Origin of the sequence: Streptomyces sp. V4I2 (assembly GCF_030817655.1) — a bacterium.
In the GTDB taxonomy this organism is placed as follows: domain Bacteria; phylum Actinomycetota; class Actinomycetes; order Streptomycetales; family Streptomycetaceae; genus Streptomyces; species Streptomyces plumbiresistens.
In genome coordinates, this window is sequence record NZ_JAUSZM010000003.1 from 684,721 (window position 1) to 705,889 (window position 21,169).

A 21,169-nucleotide genomic window follows, 5' to 3' on the forward strand; every position below is an offset into this window, starting at 1 on the left:
GCCGACGCAGTTTGGTGTGCGGTGGAACAGGAAACCCCGGACAGGGACAGATGACGTCTACACGGACCTGCACTTCGTCCGCGGCACCATGCCCGGCCTGCAAGAGAGCCGCATCCTCGGTCATGAGGCCGTCGGTCTCGTGGAGGAGAGGGGATCCGGGGTGCGCACCTTCGGTCCCGGCGACCGCGTGGTGGTGACGTCCACCATGCCGTGCGGGACATGCACTCGCTGCCGTATCCCGGCGCCCTTCAGCAGGCGGCCCCTGCGTCGGCGCGGCGACAAGGCCCGTCCGCCGGACAGAGCTCGCCGACCAGAGGACACACAGCACATCCCCTCGTGGAGGAAGGCAGGCATCAGGTCATGCGATTCCACGACCGTCGCCACGCCGGCCAGGAACTCGCCCTGCGGATGATGGAGTGGGCGGCCGACGGAGATCTCGTCAACACCGTCGTACTCGCGCTGCCCCGAGGTGGCGTCCCGGTGGCAGCCGAGGTGGCCCAGACCCTCAAGGCGCCCTTGGACGTACTGGTCGCGCGGAAGATCGGCATCCCCGGCCGCCCGGAGACCGGCGTCGGCGCGATCGTGGGTGACGACCCCCCGCTGTTCGACCGGCGCTCTCTGGAGATGCTCGGCCTGAGCGAGGAGCGGCTCAGCCCGGACGTGGCCCGGGAACGAGCCGAACTGCACCGCCGGGAACAGCGGTACCGGGGCGGCCGCTCCGCGCCCGACGTCAAGGACCGGGCCGTGATCCTCGTCGACGACGGGCTCGCCACCGGTGCCACCGCGCGCGCCGCTCTTCGGTACCTGCGCCGTCGGGGCCCCGCCCGCCTGATCCTCGCCGTGCCCGTCTCCGCTCCCGAGACAGCCGCCGCGATGCGCTCCGAGGCCGATGACATCGTCTGCCTGCACCAGCCGCCGGACTTCTGGGCGGTAGGCCAGTGGTACGACGACTTCGACCAGGTCAGCGACGAAGAGGTCATCGAAACCCTGCACGCGCACAGCACCCTGCACGCGCACAGCACCCTGCACGCGCACAGCGCCTCGCCGTCCAAGAGCGGACGCCGGTAGCCGGAGTCGGCCGGCGTGTCTGCCCCACGGCGCGGCTCGTTCTCACTACCCGGCGTCGCCCCTACCCGGCGTCGCCGGCGCCTCGTCGCCTTCCCTCTCCTTTCGGGCGTTTCAGCGGTCCAGCTCTTCCTCCACCGGCGTCTTGGGCACCTCCCGCATATGCTGCGACAGACCGGGCTTGCCACCCTGACGAGCCTGCTCACCACGCTGCGCCGCAGTGTGCCCCAGATCCGAATCGGGATCCGTCCGGATCGACCGGACGATGTCCTCCCGATTCGTGTACCGCTCCGGCGGAATACCACGCAGCGCGGACATCACCCCACCAGAGGCACCAGCGGAACGAGCCGCCTCCACAAGCTGCGCCTTGTCCGCAGGGAAATCCACATCCTCCAGAGCGCCCAACACCTCATCCACCGTCGCATGCGCCATGGATAACACCGCTCACACAGATCGAAGACGGCCACCGCGTACCCACGCCGACACCTGACACACGAAAATCCACAAACCCGACGCACGCACCCCACCCCAATCCCCAATCCCCAATCCCCAATCGCGATCCCGGCGCACGACGCGCTCCCTGGCACCTGAAATTCATCAAGTGCGGCCGCAGGGGTACTCACTGTTGGGTCGAGGCAGAGATGGCTGTCGCCGACAGCCGAATCGCTCTCTCTGCGTCGGCGGAGAACGAACGGACCGGCCAGGACATAGCCGGTACCGACGGCGGCCGCCCGCACGGGCCCACGGGTGGTCGCGGAAGGTGACGGACAGCCCGGGACGGCAACCCGCGCCGCCCGGTGCGGTGAACGTTGTCCTGAGAGGGAGGCAGACCGTGCGTCAGCGCCTGCGGACCGCTCGTTGCCTGTGCGACTTCGATTCCTCGGTGGCAGCGGTGCGGGCGGTGAGCCGGTTCCTGCGGGGCCGGGACTTCAGAGGGCTCGGCGTCGGTCCCGGATCCGCGCGGCTGGCCGACCTGGCCTCCCACCTGCCCTCACCCGCACGACGGCGACTGTTCGTTCTGGCCGCACATCTGCAGGGCGCGCCACTCCCCCGAGTACGCCGGTTGAGCGGCGACGACCTGGCCGCATGGACCACCGCCCAGTACGGCCCCGGCCCCTACCCCGCGGCGTTCATCGGGGCCGGCAGCGGGGCCGCGGTACACCTTGCCGCCGCCCTGCGCGCACCCGTCCTGCCACAGACCTACCTGGTGCCGGTGCGCGCCCGGCTCGACCCCGACCAGCCGCGCGCGGCACTCAAGGCCGGTCAGGAACTCGGCCGGCAGCTGGTGAAGGCCAATCCCGACCTCGCGCTGTGTCACATGCACGACCCGAGCCAGGACCGGGCGATGCTCGTGCGTTTCATGTACTTCCGGTTCAAGCGGCTCCGGCTCGGCGCCGTGCTGGAGCGGTTCCTGGAGCAGCGCCTCGTTCCCGGCGCGACCATCTTCATCGTCGACTGCACCCTCACCTGGCCCGTGTCGGTACTGGGCGACCGGCACCGTTTCCAGTTCGGCGCCCTCGGCGGCATGTCGGCCGACGAGTACGCGGGCGGGAGCGAGCGCATCGCCCGGCACCTCGCCGAGCAGAACGCGCAGGTCCGCCAGTGGGACGCCCCGCCACCGGACGAGCAGTATCCGGAAGCGGAATGGGGGTACGACGACAACCTCACCCCCGACATCACGGCACTGGCAGCCCGCTGCGGCTACCAGGTACGACGGATCACCATCGGCGAGCCGGAGCACCTCAGTCCGCTCGTCGCCGACCTGTACCGCTGGTGGTACCGCCGGCGAGAGCTGCCGGCCGACCGGCTGCTCGTCGAGACCTACAACCAGTGGGAGCCGCACTGGGCGCTGCGAGTGGGTGCCGTTCCGTTCTGGCTGCAGTTCACCGCCGAGTCCTCCCATCGCCTGCTCGACGAGTACCTGCGGCACGAGGAGCAGCCGTACCGGCGTATCCACGTGAACCTGTTCTCCAACGGCCTGCGCTCGGTCGGTCAGGTCCCGGCCGGGACGTGGAGCGAGCTCGCCCGCCGGTACGCCGACGCGGAGGGAGGGCTGCTCGGTGTGGACGACCGGGCCTATCCCGAGGACATCGGCAGCACACTGCGCTACCAACCGGCCCTGGCGGCCCTTCCCGAGCGGCATCCGCTGCCGCCCCCGCTGCGCCTTGAGGAGCTGGACGAGTTCCTCGGCGAGGAGCGGCACACCGGCGTCCGCAGACTGGCCCGGTTCGACACCCTCGGTCCCGCCGAGGGAGGACCGGCCGCGTCGGGCGAGCAGACCGGATAAGGATCGGACCGGAAGGATCGGGCTGGCGGAGGTGCGCAGGCCATGGGTTCCCGACACGAACATCAGCCGCCGTTTCCGGAACGGACCGTCACGACGTACCACGACGGTGCCCTCGGACGGATGCGGAGCCGCGCCGTCGGCGACGTACACCCTGGCACGCCTCAGGTCGTACTCGTTCAGGGCATGGGGGTGGCCGACTACCTGCTGCCCGGTCTCGCGGCGTTCGGCCGGTGGACGCGGGCGCACCTGGTGGAGTTGCCGGGGTTCGCGGGCAGTGGCGATCCCCCGCACGAGCTCGATGTGCCGGAGTTCGGCCGCTGTGTCGCCGACTGGATCACCGAGCGCGACCTGGGGCCGGTAATTCTCGCCGGGCACTCCAGTGGAACCCAGGTCGCCGCCCAGGCCGCGCTGGGGCATCCCGGCGTCGCGGGTGTGGTGCTGGCCAGTCCCACCGTCGACCCGATGGCCCGCGGCTACGTACGCCTGCTCGTCCACTGGCAGCTGGACGGACGACGGGAACCGTCGGGACTGTCCGAGTCGCATCGCCCGGAGTGGAAGCGAGCGGGTCTTCGCCGGCTCCTGCACACGGCGCGGGTCCACCTCGACGACGCCCTGGAGGACTCGGTGGGCCGGCTGCGGGTGCCCCTGCTGGTCATCCGGGGCAGGGACGACCGTATCGGCACCGCCCGCTGGGGCCGCCGGCTGACCGGCCTGGTTCCGGACGGGGAGTACGTCGAGGTTGCGGGGGCGCACACGTTTCCCTGGCTGGACCCCGAGGCGTGGTCGCAGCCGGTGCGCGGCTTCGCGCACCGCGTCGTCCCGGACGGCGGTGAGCGGCAGGCACCACCGCACGGTTGAGCCTTCAGAGTCGCCCACTTCGCACATCCGGCATCGCAGAAGGACAGGTCAGGCCCGACCCAGGAGTGCCGGGGTGATACGGGCCAGTTCCGCCGGAGCCGAGTAGTTCAGGGTGTGCCCCGCTCCGGGCACCTCGGCGAAGCTGCCCCGCGGCAGCAGTGCGACGACCTCCTCTGCCCAGGCTCGCGGTACGACCGGATCGCGGCTGCCGCGTACGACCACCACCGGGGTACGCAGGTGACAGAGTTTGCGTTCGACCGGGTCGTGCAGCTGGTGGCGGAACGTCCGCCAGGCCCGCGGCAACCCGCAGTCCGCATAGCTGAGCGCGAGTGCGACACCCAGGCCCGGCCGCTCCCAGCGTGCGTCGCGCAGCAGGCGGGCGGCCTGCCGCCAGGCCGACCGCGCACGGCGGTCGAAAGTGGGGCCGTTCAACACCGCCGGCCCGATCCGCCAGCAATGCGGGAGACCCAGGCACGAGCCTCACCGCAGGCTGTCCGGCAAGGCGATGGTCATCACCGGGGCGGCCTCGGCATCGGCCGCACGACCGCCCAGGCCTTCGCCGCACAGGACGCGCGCCTCGTCCTCGCAGACATCAACGCCGCACACATCCACCGAAGACCCGCAGCGTGCCTGCACCCGCTGCTGCCACCAGCCGACGCCGGCCAGTACGCCAGTACGGCGGCGACGAGCAGCACCCACCAGTGGGCGAGCAGCCAGTTGACCCCCATCACCGCCAGACTCACCACCGCCACGGCCACCACCAGGAAGACGGCGAGCTGCACGTCCCGCTGCTGCCGTTCGGTTCGCCGATGGGCCCCGCCTCGCCGGCTGCCGCCGCCCATCGCGGAGAAGCCGTCCGCGCACTCGTACCTGTCAATCCACGGCATCTACTGCCTCCCCCTCGTCGTGCCCGCCCCGCGCAACAGTCCATGTGGCATCCGCCGTCGGCAGCGCATTACCTCCAACTCCACGTATTAATACGGCAGTTGGAAGCCAGAGGCGCAGGCCACCCTGCGCGCAGCCTTGGATGTGCCGACTGCCCGCGTGGGAGTCGTCTGTACTCACGACCATCCCAGTCCGGCTACACATGTGACAGTGTGAGGGCCACGCCGTGTCTGCACCCTCAGCTCACCGCCCGCAGGCTTTGCGCGGACCCACTGAGGGATGAGCTCGGCTCAGACCGTTCAAGGGAGGACACCTCACTTCCGGTTGTCCGTACCATCGCTACGACAGGGCACTGTGCATGGGTACGGCTGCCGCCCGGAGACACCGGTGCGGGCCGGCACACACGTGGCAGGCTCTTCAACTACGGCCCTTGGCCGAGGAAAGGTTGTGCATCCCATGTCCGAGAACGCTTCCGCTACCGAACTGACATCGCAGTACACCGCTCAAGTCAGTGCCGACCTCGAACGCAACACCAAGGAGCAAGAACGTATCGGTGGGGAGATTGCCGCCCTGCAGGAGCAGTTGGCGGCCCTCGAGAGTGACCACAAGGTCCTCGTCAGCATTCAGCGCGCGCTCGGCACAGCGCCGGCTTCCGCCGAGCCCGTGGTCCCGTCGGACAGTGTCCCGGTGCCCGCCCCTCGCAAGAAGACCACCGCCAAGACCGGTCCGGGCACACGGGCCCGGACGAAGAAGTCCGCCACCAAGTCCCGCCCCGCCGCGACGGCCAAGCCGGCCGCCGAGAAGCAGGCAGACACCGCCGAAGCCGCCAAGACCGCGCCGCCGACACTGGTCGAACTGGTCCGCCGCCACCTCGCCGAGCAGAGCGAACCGCGCTCGGCAGCCGAGATCGCCACCACACTCGGCCAGACCCATCCCGACCGCAACATCAAGACGACCGTGGTGCGCACCACCCTCGAAGGGCTGGTCGCCCGCAACCAGGCACAGCGCTCCAAGCAAGGCGCCTCCGTCTACTACACCGCACCCGACGCTCAGGCGGCATCACCGCAGGCCGAGGAGCAGCCCGCACCAGCCGACGCCTGAGCTGACAACGCCGATCCGCGCAGGCGGTCGGTGATCCGCCTGATCCCGGCCGCCACCGCGTCCCAGCACCCCCGCCCGGCTCTCGTACAGCGGCCTGACCTTGGTGCGGGTCGGATCCAACTCGCACAGGGCCAGGGTGCGCATGCCGCCCTCAGCCGCCTCGTCGTCCGGAGGGGGTCGAGCATGCCCACCCACCCGGTGGAGCACTTGTTCAGCATGGAGCTGAGGGCAGGTGGGCCAGGACCGCCGGCAACCAGTCTCGATCAACTCTCCGAGGTGTCGGCGAGAGAGACCGCAAAGCCGGAGGGCCTCAGACCCGCTCCAGGGGCCGATGCGGCCCGCTGGGAAGCTCCGTCTTGACCGTGTCACCGGGGCGCACCGTGCCGCCTTCCTTCACGATGCTCATGATTCCGGCCTTGCGCACGATGTTCCCGGCTTCGTCCCGCCCGACGACCTGTTTCAGGAGCCCGTCCTGGAAGTTGTCGATCTGCAGGCAGGGATTGCGCAGTCCGGTCACCTCGAGGACTGCCTCGTCACCGATGTGAAGCAGGGTGCCAACGGGCAGGCCAAGCAGGTCAATGCCGCGCGTAGTGATGTTCTCGCCGAGCTCACCGGGTGCCACCGGGAATCCTTCTTCGCCGACCTCGGCGAAGAGCTCCTCGTGGATGAGGTGGACCTGACGCAGGTTCGGCTGCGTGGGATCCTGCGCGACCCGCGAGCGGTGCTTCACCGTCACACCGGCATGTACGTCGCCTTCAACACCGAGCCCGGCGAGCAGCGTGATGCTGTCCCGGTTCGGCTTGGTGAATGAGTACTCGCCGTTGCTGCTGACCGCCGTCACTATTGCGCTCATACCTCGCGACCCCCTCCTGACCGACACTGATCAGTCACGACCCTACCCTCGGATCTCCAGGCGCAGCAGCCGTCAAGGGCAGGTCAGGCCGAAGGCCGCGGAGCCTCGTCCGTCCGCATGCGCCAGTGAAGACGTTGTGACTACCTGCGCCACCCGTCGGCCGACGCCGGACGCGGACGCGGTCGTCACCGATGATGCGGATCCTTCCGCGTCCGTCCTCCACGTACGACGCGGGGCTACGCCGTGAAGGCGTCCGCGTGCTCCGCAGCCCACCGGGCGAAGGTGCGGGCCGGGTGGCCGGTGACCTTCTCGACGGTGTCGACGACCGTACGGCCCACTTCCGGGGTGTTCCCGTACGCCTCGAGCAGGAAGCCGATGACGTCCTGCGGGTGCCCTGCCGCCCGCCATTGTGCGACGGCCTGCTCCTCGGTCAGCTCCACCAAAGCGATCTCCCGGCCGCGGGCGGCGGCGATGGTCGCCACCTTGTCGCCGACGGTCAGCAGCTCAGGGCCGGTGATCACGTACTCCTGGCCCGCGTGGCCTTCCTCGGTGAGCGCGACCGCGGCGACGGCACCGATGTCGCCCTCGTGGACCATGGCGCTCAGTCGGGCCACGAAAGGCTCGCGGACCTGGTCCGAGGCCACGATCTGGTCCGCCCACTCCAGGGCGTTGGCCATGAACTCGACCGGCATGAGCACGGTCCAGTCCACGCCGTCGTCGGCCCGTACGGTGTCCTCCAGCAGGGACGGCCCGCCACCGTGCAGCACGGTGACCCGGCGTACGCCGGCCGCGCGGGCCAGCTCCAGGATCCGCGGGCCGGTCTCCAGCGGGGCGAAGTAGGCCCCGCCGAAGGTGATCAGATGGAGGCCGGTGACGCCCTCCAATGCCGGGATCAGGCTGTCGGGTTCGGTCAGATCGCCCTGGACGACCTCGACACCGGCCGGGAGGTCTGCCCTGGCCGCGTCCCGGGTGAGGGCGCGGACCGCGTGCCCGCGGGCGAGCAGTTCGGCGACGACCTGACGGCCGACGGTTCCGGTGGCGCCGGCGACAAGGATCTTCTGTGTCTGTGTCATGCCACGACCGTAGGAAGCCTTGCGGTCAGCTTCTGTCCGCAAGGCTTCGCCTGGTTGGCCCACGGTGTTACAGCGCGATCAGACCGGCTGATTGGGGTACGCCCGCTCCGCCCAGGTCCCCGGCGTCTCGTATGGCTCGTCGGAGAAGACGCTCACGGCAAGGGGTGGGCAGTGTGGCCTCTCCGTGGCGGCCGACGGCCGACCGAAGGTTCAGCCGCCATCGACATGGCCGGTGGGCGCGGGCTGGGTGGCTGCAGGGGCCTTGTGGCTGTCCCAGGGCATGGGCGCTGCCATGGCCTGCGGGGCGAGGGCTCCGAGGGCGGTCGCCCCTACGAACACCACGGCGGTCGCACGCTTGCGAAGACGCATCTGTTGTCCTTCACCGGACGGGATGTGAGGCACGACCGGCCCACTTCCGGACGGTCGGCACCGCGCCCAAGTCTCGCTGCCGCGGCGCGCACAGACCACCAGGAGCATCCCCGCAGCATCCCACGGGCAACTGCCCGGGCCGTCGGCCGCGCCGTCGAACTGACCTCAGCGACGGGCCAGCGCCAGCACACTCAGACCGAACATCAAGACGCCCAGGGGGAGATGGACCGACGGGACGTGCGCGATGCCGAGCACCACCTGGGCCGAGGCGAGTACGAGGAAACCCGACGCGTGCCAGACAGGCCGGGGCGAGCCGCCGCCCGGCTTCCACGCCAGGACCGCCGCGAGCACGTACAGCATCGACGCCCCGTACATCACACGGGCTCCGACACTGTGCAGCACTTCTCCGTAGGACGAGGTCAGCAGCAGACCGGCAGAGACCGCCTGAAGGAAGATGGTCAGGGTCTGCAGGGCGATGGCTATCTGCATGAACGAGGAGCTGCGCTGTGCGTTCGCCGTCGCCGTCGCCTGAGTAGTCATGCCACAGTCCCCTTTTCCGCCCTCGGGCAGCAGATCGATAAGGTCTCACCAGCCCGACGACGCGGGCCCGCGAAAGGTAAGGCGAGGGGGCGGCCGGAAGCATGGGGACTGTCGGGACCAGCGGAGATGAGATATCCGGCGAGCGACGCCAACTGATCAACGTGGCGTACCGGTTGCTCGGTTCGGTCACCGAGGCCGAGGACGCCGTGCAGGATGCCTACACACGCTGGTACGGGCTGCCCCGCAGCCGGCAGGAAGAGATCCTGTCCCCCGGTGCCTGGCTGACGACGGTGACCAGCCGTATCTGCCTGGACCTGCTCGGCTCGGCGCGGGCCCGCCGTGAACGCTATGTCGGCGCATGGCTGCCCGAGCCGCTGCCCGACCGCACCGAGTGGGACCACGCGGGCGGCGCCGGTCCCACCGGCCCTGCGGATCCCGCCGACCAGATCGTCTTGGACGAGTCGGTGGCCATGGCCTTCCTCGTCGTCCTGGAGTCGATGACGCCTGCCGAGCGGGTGGCGTTCGTCCTGCATGATGTCTTCCGGTACCCGTTCGCCGAGATCGCCGACGTACTCGACCGGACTCCGGCGGCCTGCAAGCAGTTGGCGGCCTCCGCCCGGCGTCGGGTGAACGTCGCGCGCGCTCCGGTGGCGGCGACCGGCCGGGCCGACGTGGTGAGGCACGTCAAAGAGGCGTGGGAGGCCAAGGACATCGCAGCCCTCGTCGGTCTGCTCAACCCGACCGCCGTGATGACCGCCGACGGCGGCGGCATGGTCGGCACCGTCCTGCGCCCCGTGGAGGGCGGCGCGCGTATCGCCCAGTACATGGTCGCCATTGCCGACAGGGCTCCGGGGCTCGAACTCCTGGAGCGGTCGGTCAACGGTGTGCCGGGCCTGGTGGCCCAGCGTGCCGGCGTCGTCATGACCGTAGCCTCGTTCGACGTCTCCGACGGGCGCGTCACCCGGATCTGGGCGGTACGCAACCCGGAGAAGCTGCGGCTGTGGGCCGGGGGGGCCGGGTCCGGTTTTCGCGAGGAGTCCGGCGAGTAACTCCGGCCGGTACTGCATGCGACGCAGCCGGTGTTTCACGATGTCCCGGAGTTGGTCCCTGGAGGGTGAGGGATCTTCACCCTCCAGGGACGGGAGCAGTCAGGGGCGCGCCACGGCCTGGACGTACGGCACCAGGCGGACCGGGCCCATGAGGCCGTACGCCTGACGGGCGGCGGCGCCGAAGACCGTCGGCTGGGCGACCCGGAGGCGGTTGATGTGCGGGGTCGCCACCTCGACCTCGATCACATTGTCGCCGCGCCGCAGATGTCCGCCCAGGTCGACGACCGGGTGGAGCCGGTCGGCGGGGGCCAGCCGCGTGCCGTTGACGGTGACCCGGAAGGTGTCGCTGACCTGGCCCAGTTCGAGGTATGCGCCGTGGGCCGAGGTCCAGCGGTGGGGCAGGACGACGGTGGTGCGGTAGCGGCCGATGCCTGCGGAGTCGGCCAGTTCGGGGATCTGGGACCAGGGCAGCAGGGTGTCGAGGGTGAGTGTGCGCCGCACGATGTCGGTGCTGGTCGCGTCGGCGCCGGGGTGCCAGTCCTCGACGTCGAGCCGCCAGCGGTCCGGTGTCACGGCGTCGGGCACTGCGGGCACGGTCGTGACCGCAGTACGGCCATCGGAGAACCGGGTGGTGTACGTACCCGAGGCCGCGGCGCGCACGGCCAGGCCGCGGTCGGTGAACAGCACCCGGTCGGCGTCACCGGAAACGGCGTGCGGGCGGCTGCCGTTGCGGTCTCCGAAGAGTCCGGGTCTGCCGAGCGCGATGACGGTGGCCTGGCCGGGGACGAGGGTGACGCGCACGGTGACCGTGTCGCCGTCCTCGGTGTAGCGGGCGATGCGGGTCGCCTCGCCCGTCCACGGGTCGAGCAGGTAGGGGACGGTGGTGCCCCGCCGGGTGCGGCGCAGGGTGACATCGTGGTCGATGGCCGCGACGGGCGGCTTGACGGTCTCGGCATGCTTGCCGTTGCACAGGTAGTAGAAGTCGGTGTCGCCGCTGACGCGGTGGTTGTTGAGGAGGGTGGAGGGTGTGGCGTAGCGGGCGTCGGGGGTGATGCCGAGGGTGGTGAGGGCGTCGCCGACGGCGGCCTTGTCCGTGACGGCGGTGACGTGTTGCAGGGCGAGGAGGCGGGCCAGTACCTCGCGCAGCGCGTCCGTCTCGTCCTGGTCGGGCACGCCCGGGGTGAGCGCCTGGTCGAAGGCACCGAGCAGGACCATCGGCAGTCCGGCCCGGGCCAGCCTCAGCAGCTTGCGGGCGTCGTCGAGGGCGAGGGTCGGGGTGGAGCCGTAGAAGAAGTCTCCCTCGACGAACAGGGCCTTGTAGGCGGGGCCGTCCGGGGCGAGGCGGCCACCTGAGACGTGGGCGCTGGGGAGGTCGAGGAGCGGTCCGCTGAGGAACTGGTGGGTCCAGCCGAGCGGTACGCCGGTCGCGGTGAACCAGGAGGCGCCGATGCCGGTGGCGGTGTAGCCGGTCTGTCGGAAGACGGCGACGTCGGCGCGCGGGGTGCCGGTCTGCAGGACGTGGTGCACGCGGCCGAGATAGCCTGCGATGTCCTCGGCGTGCCGCCAGGTGGGCTGTCGGGGCCCCCAGGACTCGCCGTAGCCGGCCGCACCGTTGTAGGGGCTGAAGGCGGCGAAGCCGGGCCAGCTCACCCCGGGGGCGGTGGCGTACGAGAAGCCGTGCACGACCGTCTGGTTGACGCCGGCCGCGTAGGCGCCGCCCATGGTGCGCAGGAACCTGTCCCAGGTCGTGCTGTACGCGGAGCCGTTGTAGGCGCCCGATTCGCAGGACAGCACCGTGTGCCCGGCCATGTCCCGACCGCCGGCCAGACAGCGGTAGTCGTCCAGGTTCTTGAAGCCGAGCGACTCCCCCTCGGCGATGTCGAGGATCGCTGCGGAGGCGATGGCGTCGGTCTGCAGGCCGTACGGCTGCGAGCGCAGCGACATGCCGAGCGAGTGCGCCCAGTTGCGCAGGGCGGTGACGTGGTGGGTGTTGAACAGGTGGGAGACGGTCTCCCAGAAGTCGTGCCGGATCTGCCGGGTGAGCTGCGCCTCGAACGCGAAGACCTGGTTGCTGTTGTCGAGGACGAGGGCGGGCAGGTACGGCAGGAGGGAGCGGCCGGTGCGCTGTTCGAAGGCGTCGGGCAGGGCGGAGGTCCACACGAGGGAGTCGGTCTCGAGCTCGATGGAGTCCTCGAAGAAGGCGCCGCCCGCGGCCTTGAGCAGTCGCCGCATGGTGCCGGTCAGCACGGCGCGTTCCCAGAAGCCGGTGACGGCGGCGGTGCCGGCGGGGCTGAAGTGGTCGACGACGTGGGCGGCCGGGGAGGAGTGCGGGCCGGACTCGGGCTGTTGGCCTGAGCCGCGCTGCCAGTAGGAGATCAGCACCCAGTCGCCCTCCGCGGGGGCGGTCCAGGTCAGAGCGCCGTCGCGGACGGTGGTGGTGAGGTCTCGGACACTGGCGAGGTCGAGGCCGGTCTCCTTGCGGGTGGCGTTGGCCGGCTCGACGCGGGCGGCCTGGACGGCGAGCAGGCGGCGCCGGGTGACTGCGGAGGCGGCCTCGTGCACGGGTTCGGGAACCGGTCCCCGGTAGGTGGCGCCGGCGGCCACGAAGGTGCGGCCGTAGGCGAGTTCCTGGGCGGCGGTGTCGTCGTCGGGGGTGACGCCGGGCACGGCGACGGGCCAGCTGGGGCCGAGGGTGAGGTCGATGGTCAGGCCGCGTCGGGCAGCCTGGCGCAGGGCTGCCTGGACGCCGTCGCGCCAGGGGGTGCTGCCCCAGCCGTGGTGAGCGGTGTCGAGGACGGACTTGTCCTTGATGCTGTGGTGGACGGCGGCGATCTCGGCTCCCCCGAAGCCGGCGTCGGCGATCTGGTCGATCTCACGGGCGATCTCCGCCGGCTCGACCAGACCGTCCGGCCACCACCAGCGGAACTTGGGACGCACGGACCGCGGTGAGGTGGCGAACCAGTCCCCGGACAGGTCCTGACGACCGGTCAGGGGGGCGGCGCCGGCTTCCATCGAGCCGACTGCGGCGAACGCCGTGGCGGCGCCGGCGGCCACGGAGGCCGTGAGCACCGTGCGCCGGGATATCCCGCCACGCTGCGGGATGGGCTTCTGCATGTATCACCCCAAGTGGTTGAATCGTTTCAATCCCCTGTAAACGCGGGAACGTTAAGCCCGGGATCCCCGAGCGGTCAAGATCGGCGCCGCAAATCCCCTCCGTGCGCGCGGGTCGCCTACGGGCTGAACGTCTCGCACGGCTGACAAGGCGCCGCGTGACCGGGCTCCGGGCTCGTCCCCCTTCGCGGGAATCACCCGACCCGTCATCGGCGGGGCATCCCTGCGATGCCCCGCCGATGCCTGTCGTCACTCGTCACCGCAGTCCGGCGAGGAACGGTGCGAGGGTGTGGGTCAGGGTGTTGTGCCGCGCGGCGGCGAACAGCGGGTCGAGATGGTTCATCCCCTCGTCTGTCTCGTACCTCCCGTACGGGATACGGGAGTTGGCCATGACCTCGCGCGCCGACGACACGACCGTCCCCTGCGCGTAGCTCGTCTCGAAGACGTAGAGCGGTGTGTCCAGGCTCCCGGTGTGCAGCAGCCGCAGCCCCAGTGAGCGGGCCAGGTCGGTGTCGGCGTAGGGATCGACGACGTCGAGGTCCACCGACAGCCGGGACGGCCAGTACCACTCCCACACGGCCGGCTTCGGGCCACCCGCGTACGCCGTCGCGACACGGCTGATGGGGGTGATACCCGTGTCGACCCAGCCGCGCGGGTCGCCGCTGTAGGCGAGGTGCCCCGAGTGGACACTGATGTCGTTCGGCCAGCCGAACCCGGCATCCACCAAGGTGCCCAGCAGACCGGCGTTGGTGACGGGATACGGCGGCCGCAGCGCGTCGGGCATCCGGGGCTGGAGGACCGAGCGGCCGTCCGGGTCGCGGTGTGCGTACCAGCCGGCGAGCTGGTACCAGATCTGTGTGCTCTCCGCCCGGCTGCCCAGCCCGACTCCGCTCAGGGTCATGTCGAAGACCGCCCCGCCTTCAATGCGGGCCAGCCGCGCCCGCACCTCCTCCGGAGAGTTGTGCACCGGCTGTCCGGTCCCCTCGAACGCCCCGTGCACGCCACCGTCGACAAGTACGAGCGCGGTGAGGTCCCGGTACCCCGGGCGGCCGTCGAAGTCCCAGGCCGCGTAGGCCATCGCGGTGGTGGCGCCCCAGGAGTGGCCGCCGAGCACCACCCGCCGCCGGCCGCCACCGGCCGCGGCCCGTACGACCGTACGCAGGTCCTCCACGGTGCGGGCGAGGCCCCAGCGAGCGGCGAAGGCGGAGGCTGCGGGATCCTGAGTGCGGTAGTGGCCGTCCAGGTAGTACCCGGCGGGGTCCTCGGTGGTGAAGCCCGAGCGGTCGGCCAGGTTCTCCTCGCGTCGGTCGAACGCCCACACCTGCACACCGGGCACCGCCTGCACGAGGTCACGGGCGAACAGGCGGAAGTCGCCCGCCGCCCCGAACATCCCCGGAACCAGCACCACCACCGTGTGTGCCGTGTCCGGACCGACCTTGAGCACGTGGACCCGGTCCGATCCTGCCGGACCGCCCCCGCCGGCCACCGCCAGCGGGACGTACGGCTCGCGCTCCCGCCCGGTGGCGACGGCCGGGCCGGTCGGCAGGGACGTGAGGGCGAGCCCGCCGACGAGCCCACCCAGCACCGCCCTGCGGGGAAGTCCTCCGGTCATGAGGCGCACCCGCCGACCCGCTCGGTGCTCAGCGCCACGTCGTCCATGCGGACGTCGTACGCCGACGGCGTGGGGTCGGACTGGTACAACTGCCAGCCCAGCTTGAGTGTGTCGAAGGTCGGGAAGACGAAGTCGTCGGTCGTGCCGCCGTGTTCCTTCGTGGACACCGTCAACTCGGACTCCTCCACGCCGTCCAGGTAGACGGTGACGCGATTGTCACTCGCGTCGAGGTGGAACTCGACGCACTGCCAGGTCGCGGCCGTGGCGGGAGCGGAGGTCTTCCAGGCGGTCCAGTCCCCCGTGGCACCCAGGTCGGAGCCGACTCCCCGGAAGTTGGTCTGTGAGGTGGGCACGTACTGGCCGCCCAACGGGCGTACCAGCGTGGGGACATCGGAACCGGATGCCTCCGCGATGGTCCAGTGCGCCCAGTCCGGTGCCGTCGGGAAGTCGTTCACACGCAGCCGCAACCGGGCCCAGAAACTGTTGCCGGGGGGCGCGAGGTCGGACAGGACCAGGAAGGCACGGCCGTTGCCTTCTGTGTGGAGCCGTAGTTCGCGGCCGTGACCGGTGGTGCTGGGTTCGACGGTCAGTGAACCGTCGGCGGTGTCGGTGGTCCAGCCACGGCCCGCGGTCACGGGGCCGACAGGAAGGCGGTCGAAGCTCTCCCTGAAGAGGGTTGAGTGCGGGGTTGGACTTGCGGAGGCGGTGGGGGTATCGCGAGCAGCGCGGCCGATGCGGCGAGCAGCGCGGCGGCGATCTTCCTCGTGCGAGTCATGCGGTCAGTCTGCAACATCCGTCACAGCGTTCACATAGGCGCTCTCCTGTATCAGCGAAGGCCCAGTGTTGGTGTTGCCGAGCACTGGGCGCTCGACTCTCTCGCTCATGTCCTGGTCTTCGTCAGCCGATGTGGTAACTGTCCCCGTACAGCTTCCAGTCCAGGGGTGGGTTCAGGTCGAAGTTGCCCTGGCGCAGGAAGACGCGTTGCGCGGTGTCGACGCGGCTGGTGTCGCTGTGTGTGGGCGCGCCGACGGATGTTGCTGAGGCTGGTCCAGTCGCCGCCGTCGCCGTGCATGACGATGGCGTCGTAGTAGGCGAACTGGCCGAGTACACGCAGGCCGTCCGTCCTGCCCTGCCTGACGGCGGGGTTGAAGTAGACGCGGTCGCGTTCGTCGTTCTGCGCCTGCTCGAACGCCGTGTCCTGAGCCGCCCTGCGCCAGGCGTCGGTGAAGTGCGGGTCGAGGCCGTCGTGCGAGTCGGTGCCGTTGACGCGGCGCAGGGCCGGCAGGTACTCGGCGAGGACGTTGTCGGGCCTCCGGTCGGTGTAGAGCTCCACGAGGTCGAGCATGTCTCCGGTGCCGGAGCAGAAGCCGATGATGCCGGCGGTGTAGCCGCGGCCGTCACCGATGTCCTCGATGTACCGGTACTGGGCCTTCCAGACGAGCGTGGAGTTCTCCGCGCTCGACACCAGTTGCATGGCGATCTCCTTCGTCGCCGGGTCATCGAGGCCCGGTGCGGCTGCCGTCGCTGCAGCGACGGGCAGAAGGCCGAACACTGCGGCGGAGGTCAGCGCTCCCCTCAGGGCAAGGGCAGTGCGACGCGAGGTGCGGGCGGCTGGAGCTGTTGTCTCAGGTTCCACGGAGACTCCAAGCAAATGAACGGAGCCCATGCCGACAGCGATACCGCGATCGCGACCGATACGCCTCAGGCGTTTTGCACTGACGGGTTCGACGGGCGGTCGGGACAGGTCGCCCTCGGCCGGGTCGCGCAAACGTTACGCCTCGTCATCTTCCTGGCGGTGACACCGGCCGGCACCGTAGTCGAGGCGTCGCGCCGTCTCCACCAGGGAAGCCAAGGGATCCCCCTCAAAGGGGCGCCCACGCAGTGAAGCCCACGCCTTCCGGCACTGCTCCCGCCACGCTCGCCGACACCGGGCCCATGAGCCGACCATCTTCATGATGTCGAAGGACTGGCCAGGATTCGGAGAACATCTGCTCCATCGGCGAACGTTCCGAAGCCAATCGCCACGGTTCGCCACCCCTTCCGCCACATAGAAATATATACAAACATCAGCATGTCGGCACCGCGGACAGACGGATCCGGAGGAACGCATGCGATCAGCCACGCGTCAGGCCATGGAATGGCTCGCTGCAGCCTCCACCGACCCACGCACCTGCAAGCGGCAGTGGCACGGAGACACCGGGGTCGCGGTACTGGCCTGCGGGCGGTTCTGGGACGTACTCAGCGTGCCGGAGGACCTGGGCATGCCGGCCCTTGACACCCTGTTGTGCATTCCGCAGCCTCCCGGTCCCGCGCTCGCGGACACCGCCGCCCGTCGGGTGGCCTTCTTTCTGCCGCCGGATCCCGAGGGCCGCTGGATCGGGTCGGGCATCCAGTACGCGGGCCAAGGAACGTGGCTCGCCGTGCCCGCCCCGCATCGGGCCGCAGGACGGCTGCGCTGGCTGGTCCCGCCCGACGGAACCGGGTCACTGTTCGTTCCGGCCACCGTGGAACTGGCGCTTCAGGTGGCGCTGGGAAGGCTCACCGGGCAGTCCAGTACGAAGCGGCGCTGTCCGACGTGCGGGGCACCGACCGCAGGGGCACGCAACCAGAGCGGTGACCGGCCGGGCTGACCGCAGGCAACCGCCGCCAAGGACGCTGCGGCACACGAGCTGACACACCGCCATACGGCTGCTTCAGCGAGTCGTGACCAGTTCGGTCTCGCGCCCTGGTGGCAGTTCGCCGTCGCGTTCCCATCGGCCCGGACCACACGGGATGGCCGGGTGCCGCTGCAGCCTGGTCGTTGCGGTGCCGACGGAAACGGGCGAGGCACCCTGCGAACCCCGGCTGTCCGGAACCGTCCGGCCGCTGGCCCGCCACTCCCTGACGAGCGCGGCGAAGATGGGCGGATCTCCCTGGGCCGTCCTGGTGAAGTCGCCGTGCGGCGCCTGTCTGCCGTCGTTCTTCCAGAGGAGACGCCCGGTGGTGACGTTGCAATCCATGCTGATGCAACGCGACGGCGTGCGCGGCTGGTACGCCCTCGGACCGGCATGGCCCCATCGGGTGAGGCCGCTTCCTTCGTTCGGGGGCATGCGTTTATCAGACGAAATCGTTACCGAGACTCCCGGCCCTCCCGCCGCCCGAGCCGCTCACCGACACGTGACGGACGGGCGACGGGCAACGGTCATCGACCCCGGCGGGTCATGGGCGTACTGCGTGAGGAGCAGGGGCGATGTCGTCCGTGCGGTCCGCCCTGTCGTACTCGTCCGGCCCGCGTCCCGGTCGGCGCCGTACGCGCGCAGCAGGCCCGGCGCCGCACCGAGACGCCCGGCCGTGGTGCGCAGGTGCCGTCGCTTCGCCTTCGACAGCCCCTGCCCGCCCGACTCGGCGGCCCACACCACGGCCAGGGCCTCCAGGCTCTCGTGCCCCGCCATCACCGGCACGGAGGCCGAGCCGAACGGGTAGGGCACGGCCACGGCCGGCTGGGCCAACGGGTGAGGCGAAGGCAGTGAGCGCGTCTCTCGTCGGACACGCGGATGTGGTGGACTCCGACCAGTCTCGCTCGCACCCCCACGGGGCGGGCTGATCGAGCGGCCCCTGGCACGGCTCCGCCCCGCGGGTCGAGCCGTGATCCGTTCGGATGTCGGGGGGAGATGGACCGCGGACGTGGCCGCCGACTCGGCGAACCGGGCGGGTTAAGCGGGTGAAGCTTGAGCCCGCGTCTCCACTGCGGGGCATGCATGAAGCTCGCGGCCGCATCCGGCCGACTTGGCGGACACGACGCGCTGGAGGCGAGTGATGAACCAGAGAGCCGATCGAACCGACCACACAACCCACCGGGTCCCGGTCCTCATCGTCGGCGGTTCCCTCGTCGGCCTGTCGACCTCTCTCTTCCTGGGCCGGCTGGGGGTGCGGCACACGCTGGTGGAACGCCACGCCGGGACGTCCATCCACCCCCGCGGCCGCGGCAACAACGTCCGTACCATGGAGCTGTTCCGGGCGGCCGGCGTCGAGCCGATGATCCGGCAGGCCGCCGCCACGCTGGCCGACAACCACGGGATCCTGCAGACACCCACCCTGGTCGGCGACGCGGGCGAGTGGCTCTTCCGTGAGATCGACCCGGGCGGCGGACTGGCCCGCTTCAGCCCCAGCTCATGGTGCCTGTGCAGCCAGAACGACCTGGAGCCGGTGCTGCTCGACCACGCCGCGCGGCTCGGCGGCGACCTGCGGTACGCCACCGAACTGATGTCGTTCGACAGCGATCCCTCAGGTGTCACCGCGATGGTGAAGAGCCGTCAGACGGGCGAGCACACCGCCATCCGCGCGGACTACCTCGTCGCCGCCGACGGTCCCCGCAGCCCCGTCCGCGAGCAGCTCGGCATCGCCCAGAGCGGTCCTGGTGACCTGTTCAGCAACATCAGCATCACCTTCCGCTCCCGCCGCCTCCCCGAGGTCGTGGGCGACCGCCGTTTCATCGTCTGTTATCTGACCAACCCGGACGCCGACGGCGCGCTGCTGCCCGTGGACAACCGTGAGAACTGGGTCTTCCACGCTCCCTGGCACCCGGAACACGGCGAAACCCTGGAGGAGTTCACGGACGAGCGGTGTGTCGAGCACATCCGCCGCGCGGTCGGAGTCGCCGACCTCGACGTACAGGTCACCGGCAGGGCTCCCTGGCACGCCGCCCAACGAGTTGCCCGGAGCTACCGCGCAGGACGCGTCTTCCTGGCCGGCGACTCGGCCCACGAGATGTCCCCCACCGGGGCCTTCGGCTCCAACACCGGTATCCAGGACGCCCACAACCTCGCGTGGAAGCTGGCCGCGGTGGTCGGCGGCTGGGCCGGGGAGGGACTCCTGGACACGTACGACGCCGAGCGCCGCCCGGTGGCGGAGGCGACCAGCGCCCGCGCCGCCGCACGGTCGGTCGAGCACAGTCATCCCGGCTTCGCCCCGCCTCCCGGAGCGGGCGGTGCCCCGCAGCGCGGCATCCTCAACGTGGCCCTCGGCTACCGCTATCCGCAGGGCGCCGTCGTCGGCACCGACCCCACGACTCCGGTCGTCCCGGAACGTCTCGACCTGTCCGGTGAACCCGGCAGCAGGGCACCCCACTTGTCGGTACGGCACCGAGGCGAACAGATCTCCACGCTGGACCTGTACGAACGGTCATTCGTCCTGCTCAGCGACGCCGATGACCCGACTGGCTGGCACAAGGCCGCCCTCCGCCTCGCCGAAGAGATGTCCATCCCCCTGATCTCGTACCGGATGGGCGACGGACCCGATGCCGAGCTGACTCCCGAGGGCGATACGGACTGGTCGGCCGCCCACGGCACGACACCTGCAGGCGCCGTACTCGTCCGTCCCGACGGGTTCGTGGCTTGGCGATCGTCAGAGCCGACCCCGGACGCCGAGTCGGCACTGCGCCACGTCCTGACCACACTGCTGGCAACGGTCTGACTTCAGCAGACGGTCCCGGCCCCCTCGCCGCGAGGGGTCCGGGACCGAAGCATGTGGCAGGTCCGGTCCGTGACCGCCAAGTCGGTGATGTCGACGGCCCCACTGCGGTGGCTCGGCTGCCAGGGCGCAGCCGCGGACGGCGGCCTGTTGCACCGGAGTTGACGAGGCGACAGATCGCGCACGGGGCTGCAAGGGGCTCGGCGATGGATCGCCGGGACCTGGGGCGGTTCACCCGAGTGATCCCCTTGAGTGGTGGCGGGCGGGCCGCTGGCTGACGGTGGATCACGTCGGAGGCGGGTCACATCAGCTGACGAAGCACCAGCTGCCCGGCTGTCGACGGAAGGAACGTCAGATGCACTCTGCTCGCATGCTCCTGGCCACTGCGGCGGCTTCGACAGTCCTCGCTCTCGGCGCACCCGGCGCCTATGCGGCCGGGGACGACTGGGACCACGCGGACTCCTCCTACAGCAAGGAGCACGACAAGCAGCACGACAAGGACAGCAGCCACGACTCGCCGCGCGGTGGCATGCACACGGGTGGCGGTGCACTGACCGCGGTGAACGAGGACGACTGGGGCACCACGAAGGACCCCAAGCACGACCCGGAGACGTACAAGGAGAAGGACAGCGAGCAGGGCAAGGAGTCCGGTAGCGGTAAGCAGGACGAGAACTCGTGGAGCGGGAAGCAGGACGGCAACTCCTGGAGCGGTGACCACGAGAAGCCCAGCGGCGGGATGCACACCGGAGGCGGCGCGTTGGCCTCTCCTGCCGTGACCGCGGGCGGGCTGGCCGTCCTGGCCGTCGCCGCGACCGGTCTGTACGCGGCGCGCCGCAAGAAGACGGCGGGAAGTGTGGCCTGACCCATGCCGGATGAGATAGCCGCCGGGGCCGTCACGCGTGTGCCGCGTGGCGGCCC

The 21,169-nt window shown here is 70.5% G+C and carries 20 protein-coding genes and 2 pseudogenes; 10 read left to right on the plus strand and 12 right to left on the minus strand.

Features of this window, described 5'->3' with window-relative positions; genetic code table 11:
- Positions 1-16: 16 nt before the first annotated feature.
- Both QFZ76_RS03915 and QFZ76_RS03920 read left to right on the plus strand, forming a co-directional pair.
- A complete protein-coding gene (locus QFZ76_RS03915) occupies positions 17-412 on the plus strand; it encodes an alcohol dehydrogenase catalytic domain-containing protein (RefSeq protein WP_307672361.1) in 396 nt (131 codons plus the stop codon).
- The gene (locus QFZ76_RS03920; protein WP_307672362.1) at positions 361-1,068 is read left to right on the plus strand and encodes a phosphoribosyltransferase; all 708 of its coding nucleotides are present in this window, start codon (positions 361-363) and stop codon (positions 1,066-1,068) included. The genes QFZ76_RS03915 and QFZ76_RS03920 overlap by 52 nt, the downstream gene beginning before the upstream one ends.
- Before the next feature lie 111 nt (positions 1,069-1,179).
- Here the strand turns inward: QFZ76_RS03920 and QFZ76_RS03925 are convergent, their stop codons facing one another.
- A complete protein-coding gene (locus QFZ76_RS03925) occupies positions 1,180-1,497 on the minus strand; it encodes a DUF2795 domain-containing protein (RefSeq protein WP_307672363.1) in 318 nt (105 codons plus the stop codon).
- 400 nt (positions 1,498-1,897) lie between these two features.
- Here QFZ76_RS03925 and QFZ76_RS03930 point away from each other — a divergent pair, with 400 nt between their 5' ends.
- Complete coding sequence (locus QFZ76_RS03930) at positions 1,898-3,352, plus strand: hypothetical protein (protein ID WP_307672364.1); 1,455 nt, start codon at positions 1,898-1,900, stop codon at positions 3,350-3,352.
- Between the two features lie 42 nt (positions 3,353-3,394).
- Positions 3,395-4,210 (plus strand): alpha/beta fold hydrolase, encoded by an 816-nt coding sequence (locus QFZ76_RS03935; protein ID WP_307672365.1) that lies wholly within the window; start codon positions 3,395-3,397, stop codon positions 4,208-4,210.
- A 48-nt stretch (positions 4,211-4,258) separates the two neighbouring features.
- Here the strand turns inward: QFZ76_RS03935 and QFZ76_RS03940 are convergent, their stop codons facing one another.
- A complete protein-coding gene (locus QFZ76_RS03940; RefSeq protein WP_307672366.1) occupies positions 4,259-4,642 on the minus strand; it encodes an alpha/beta fold hydrolase in 384 nt (127 codons plus the stop codon).
- A gap of 80 nt (positions 4,643-4,722) precedes the next feature.
- The gene (locus QFZ76_RS03945) at positions 4,723-5,097 is read right to left on the minus strand and encodes a hypothetical protein (RefSeq protein ID WP_307672367.1); all 375 of its coding nucleotides are present in this window, start codon (positions 5,095-5,097) and stop codon (positions 4,723-4,725) included.
- Positions 5,098-5,551: 454 nt separating this feature from the next.
- On the opposite strand from QFZ76_RS03945, the gene QFZ76_RS03950 reads away from it, so the two are divergent.
- Positions 5,552-6,196 (plus strand): hypothetical protein, encoded by a 645-nt coding sequence (locus QFZ76_RS03950; protein WP_307672368.1) that lies wholly within the window; start codon positions 5,552-5,554, stop codon positions 6,194-6,196.
- A gap of 310 nt (positions 6,197-6,506) precedes the next feature.
- On the opposite strand, the gene QFZ76_RS03955 is transcribed toward QFZ76_RS03950, so the two are convergent.
- The 4 genes from QFZ76_RS03955 to QFZ76_RS03970 form a co-directional block, all read right to left on the minus strand.
- Positions 6,507-7,049 carry an MOSC domain-containing protein gene (locus tag QFZ76_RS03955; RefSeq protein WP_307672369.1) on the minus strand — a complete coding sequence of 181 codons (543 nt, stop codon included), beginning with the start codon at positions 7,047-7,049 and terminating at the stop codon, positions 6,507-6,509.
- A gap of 236 nt (positions 7,050-7,285) precedes the next feature.
- The gene (locus QFZ76_RS03960) at positions 7,286-8,122 is read right to left on the minus strand and encodes an NAD(P)H-binding protein (RefSeq protein WP_307672370.1); all 837 of its coding nucleotides are present in this window, start codon (positions 8,120-8,122) and stop codon (positions 7,286-7,288) included.
- 210 nt (positions 8,123-8,332) lie between these two features.
- Entirely contained in the window at positions 8,333-8,491 is a 159-nt protein-coding gene (locus tag QFZ76_RS03965) for a hypothetical protein (protein WP_307672371.1), read from the minus strand.
- A gap of 165 nt (positions 8,492-8,656) precedes the next feature.
- Positions 8,657-9,031, minus strand: a complete 375-nt coding sequence (locus QFZ76_RS03970) for a hypothetical protein (RefSeq protein WP_307672372.1) — start codon at positions 9,029-9,031, stop codon at positions 8,657-8,659.
- A gap of 101 nt (positions 9,032-9,132) precedes the next feature.
- On the opposite strand from QFZ76_RS03970, the gene sigJ reads away from it, so the two are divergent.
- A complete protein-coding gene (sigJ, locus tag QFZ76_RS03975; RefSeq protein WP_307672373.1) occupies positions 9,133-10,080 on the plus strand; it encodes an RNA polymerase sigma factor SigJ in 948 nt (315 codons plus the stop codon).
- 99 nt (positions 10,081-10,179) lie between these two features.
- Here the strand turns inward: sigJ and QFZ76_RS03980 are convergent, their stop codons facing one another.
- The 4 genes and pseudogenes from QFZ76_RS03980 to QFZ76_RS03995 all read right to left on the minus strand — a co-directional run bounded on the left by QFZ76_RS03980 (position 10,180) and on the right by QFZ76_RS03995 (position 16,469).
- Positions 10,180-13,194 (minus strand): glycosyl hydrolase, encoded by a 3,015-nt coding sequence (locus tag QFZ76_RS03980; RefSeq protein WP_307672374.1) that lies wholly within the window; start codon positions 13,192-13,194, stop codon positions 10,180-10,182.
- A gap of 253 nt (positions 13,195-13,447) precedes the next feature.
- A complete protein-coding gene (locus QFZ76_RS03985) occupies positions 13,448-14,803 on the minus strand; it encodes an alpha/beta fold hydrolase (RefSeq protein WP_307672375.1) in 1,356 nt (451 codons plus the stop codon).
- Positions 14,800-15,578: pseudogene (locus QFZ76_RS03990) on the minus strand (hypothetical protein). The gene QFZ76_RS03985 and the pseudogene QFZ76_RS03990 overlap by 4 nt, the downstream one beginning before the upstream one ends.
- A 122-nt stretch (positions 15,579-15,700) precedes the next feature.
- A pseudogene (locus QFZ76_RS03995) lies at positions 15,701-16,469 on the minus strand (chitosanase).
- On the opposite strand from QFZ76_RS03995, the gene QFZ76_RS04000 reads away from it, so the two are divergent.
- Entirely contained in the window at positions 16,455-16,688 is a 234-nt protein-coding gene (locus QFZ76_RS04000) for a hypothetical protein (protein WP_307680379.1), read from the plus strand. The pseudogene QFZ76_RS03995 and the gene QFZ76_RS04000 overlap by 15 nt on opposite strands.
- A 223-nt stretch (positions 16,689-16,911) precedes the next feature.
- Positions 16,912-17,433: a hypothetical protein gene (locus QFZ76_RS04005; RefSeq protein ID WP_307672376.1), complete on the plus strand. Its 522-nt coding sequence runs from the start codon at positions 16,912-16,914 to the stop codon at positions 17,431-17,433.
- A 516-nt stretch (positions 17,434-17,949) separates the two neighbouring features.
- Here QFZ76_RS04005 and QFZ76_RS04010 read toward each other — a convergent pair.
- The gene (locus QFZ76_RS04010; RefSeq protein WP_307672377.1) at positions 17,950-18,291 is read right to left on the minus strand and encodes a hypothetical protein; all 342 of its coding nucleotides are present in this window, start codon (positions 18,289-18,291) and stop codon (positions 17,950-17,952) included.
- A 307-nt stretch (positions 18,292-18,598) separates the two neighbouring features.
- On the opposite strand from QFZ76_RS04010, the gene QFZ76_RS04015 reads away from it, so the two are divergent.
- Together QFZ76_RS04015 and QFZ76_RS04020 are read left to right on the plus strand one after the other, a co-directional pair.
- Positions 18,599-20,254, plus strand: a complete 1,656-nt coding sequence (locus QFZ76_RS04015) for an FAD-dependent monooxygenase (RefSeq protein WP_307672378.1) — start codon at positions 18,599-18,601, stop codon at positions 20,252-20,254.
- A 352-nt stretch (positions 20,255-20,606) separates the two neighbouring features.
- Positions 20,607-21,113: a hypothetical protein gene (locus tag QFZ76_RS04020; RefSeq protein WP_307672379.1), complete on the plus strand. Its 507-nt coding sequence runs from the start codon at positions 20,607-20,609 to the stop codon at positions 21,111-21,113.
- The last annotated feature ends 56 nt before the right edge of the window (positions 21,114-21,169 follow it).

Bases quoted from the DNA above. Each gene is read 5' to 3' on its own strand.
- QFZ76_RS03925 (WP_307672363.1), bottom strand. From the start codon at position 1,497: ATGGCGCATGCGACGGTGGATGAGGTGTTGGGCGCTCTGGAGGATGTG.
- QFZ76_RS03945 (WP_307672367.1), bottom strand. From the start codon at position 5,097: ATGCCGTGGATTGACAGGTACGAGTGCGCGGACGGCTTCTCCGCGATG.
- QFZ76_RS03960 (WP_307672370.1), bottom strand. From the start codon at position 8,122: ATGACACAGACACAGAAGATCCTTGTCGCCGGCGCCACCGGAACCGTC.
- sigJ (WP_307672373.1), top strand. From the start codon at position 9,133: ATGGGGACTGTCGGGACCAGCGGAGATGAGATATCCGGCGAGCGACGC.
- QFZ76_RS04020 (WP_307672379.1), top strand. From the start codon at position 20,607: ATGCACTCTGCTCGCATGCTCCTGGCCACTGCGGCGGCTTCGACAGTC.
- QFZ76_RS03920 (WP_307672362.1), top strand. From the start codon at position 361: ATGCGATTCCACGACCGTCGCCACGCCGGCCAGGAACTCGCCCTGCGG.
- QFZ76_RS04005 (WP_307672376.1), top strand. From the start codon at position 16,912: ATGCGATCAGCCACGCGTCAGGCCATGGAATGGCTCGCTGCAGCCTCC.
- QFZ76_RS03950 (WP_307672368.1), top strand. From the start codon at position 5,552: ATGTCCGAGAACGCTTCCGCTACCGAACTGACATCGCAGTACACCGCT.
- QFZ76_RS03985 (WP_307672375.1), bottom strand. From the start codon at position 14,803: ATGACCGGAGGACTTCCCCGCAGGGCGGTGCTGGGTGGGCTCGTCGGC.
- QFZ76_RS04000 (WP_307680379.1), top strand. From the start codon at position 16,455: ATGAACGGAGCCCATGCCGACAGCGATACCGCGATCGCGACCGATACG.
- QFZ76_RS03980 (WP_307672374.1), bottom strand. From the start codon at position 13,194: ATGCAGAAGCCCATCCCGCAGCGTGGCGGGATATCCCGGCGCACGGTG.
- QFZ76_RS03935 (WP_307672365.1), top strand. From the start codon at position 3,395: ATGGGTTCCCGACACGAACATCAGCCGCCGTTTCCGGAACGGACCGTC.
- QFZ76_RS03970 (WP_307672372.1), bottom strand. From the start codon at position 9,031: ATGACTACTCAGGCGACGGCGACGGCGAACGCACAGCGCAGCTCCTCG.
- QFZ76_RS03965 (WP_307672371.1), bottom strand. From the start codon at position 8,491: ATGCGTCTTCGCAAGCGTGCGACCGCCGTGGTGTTCGTAGGGGCGACC.
- QFZ76_RS03955 (WP_307672369.1), bottom strand. From the start codon at position 7,049: ATGAGCGCAATAGTGACGGCGGTCAGCAGCAACGGCGAGTACTCATTC.
- QFZ76_RS04015 (WP_307672378.1), top strand. From the start codon at position 18,599: ATGAACCAGAGAGCCGATCGAACCGACCACACAACCCACCGGGTCCCG.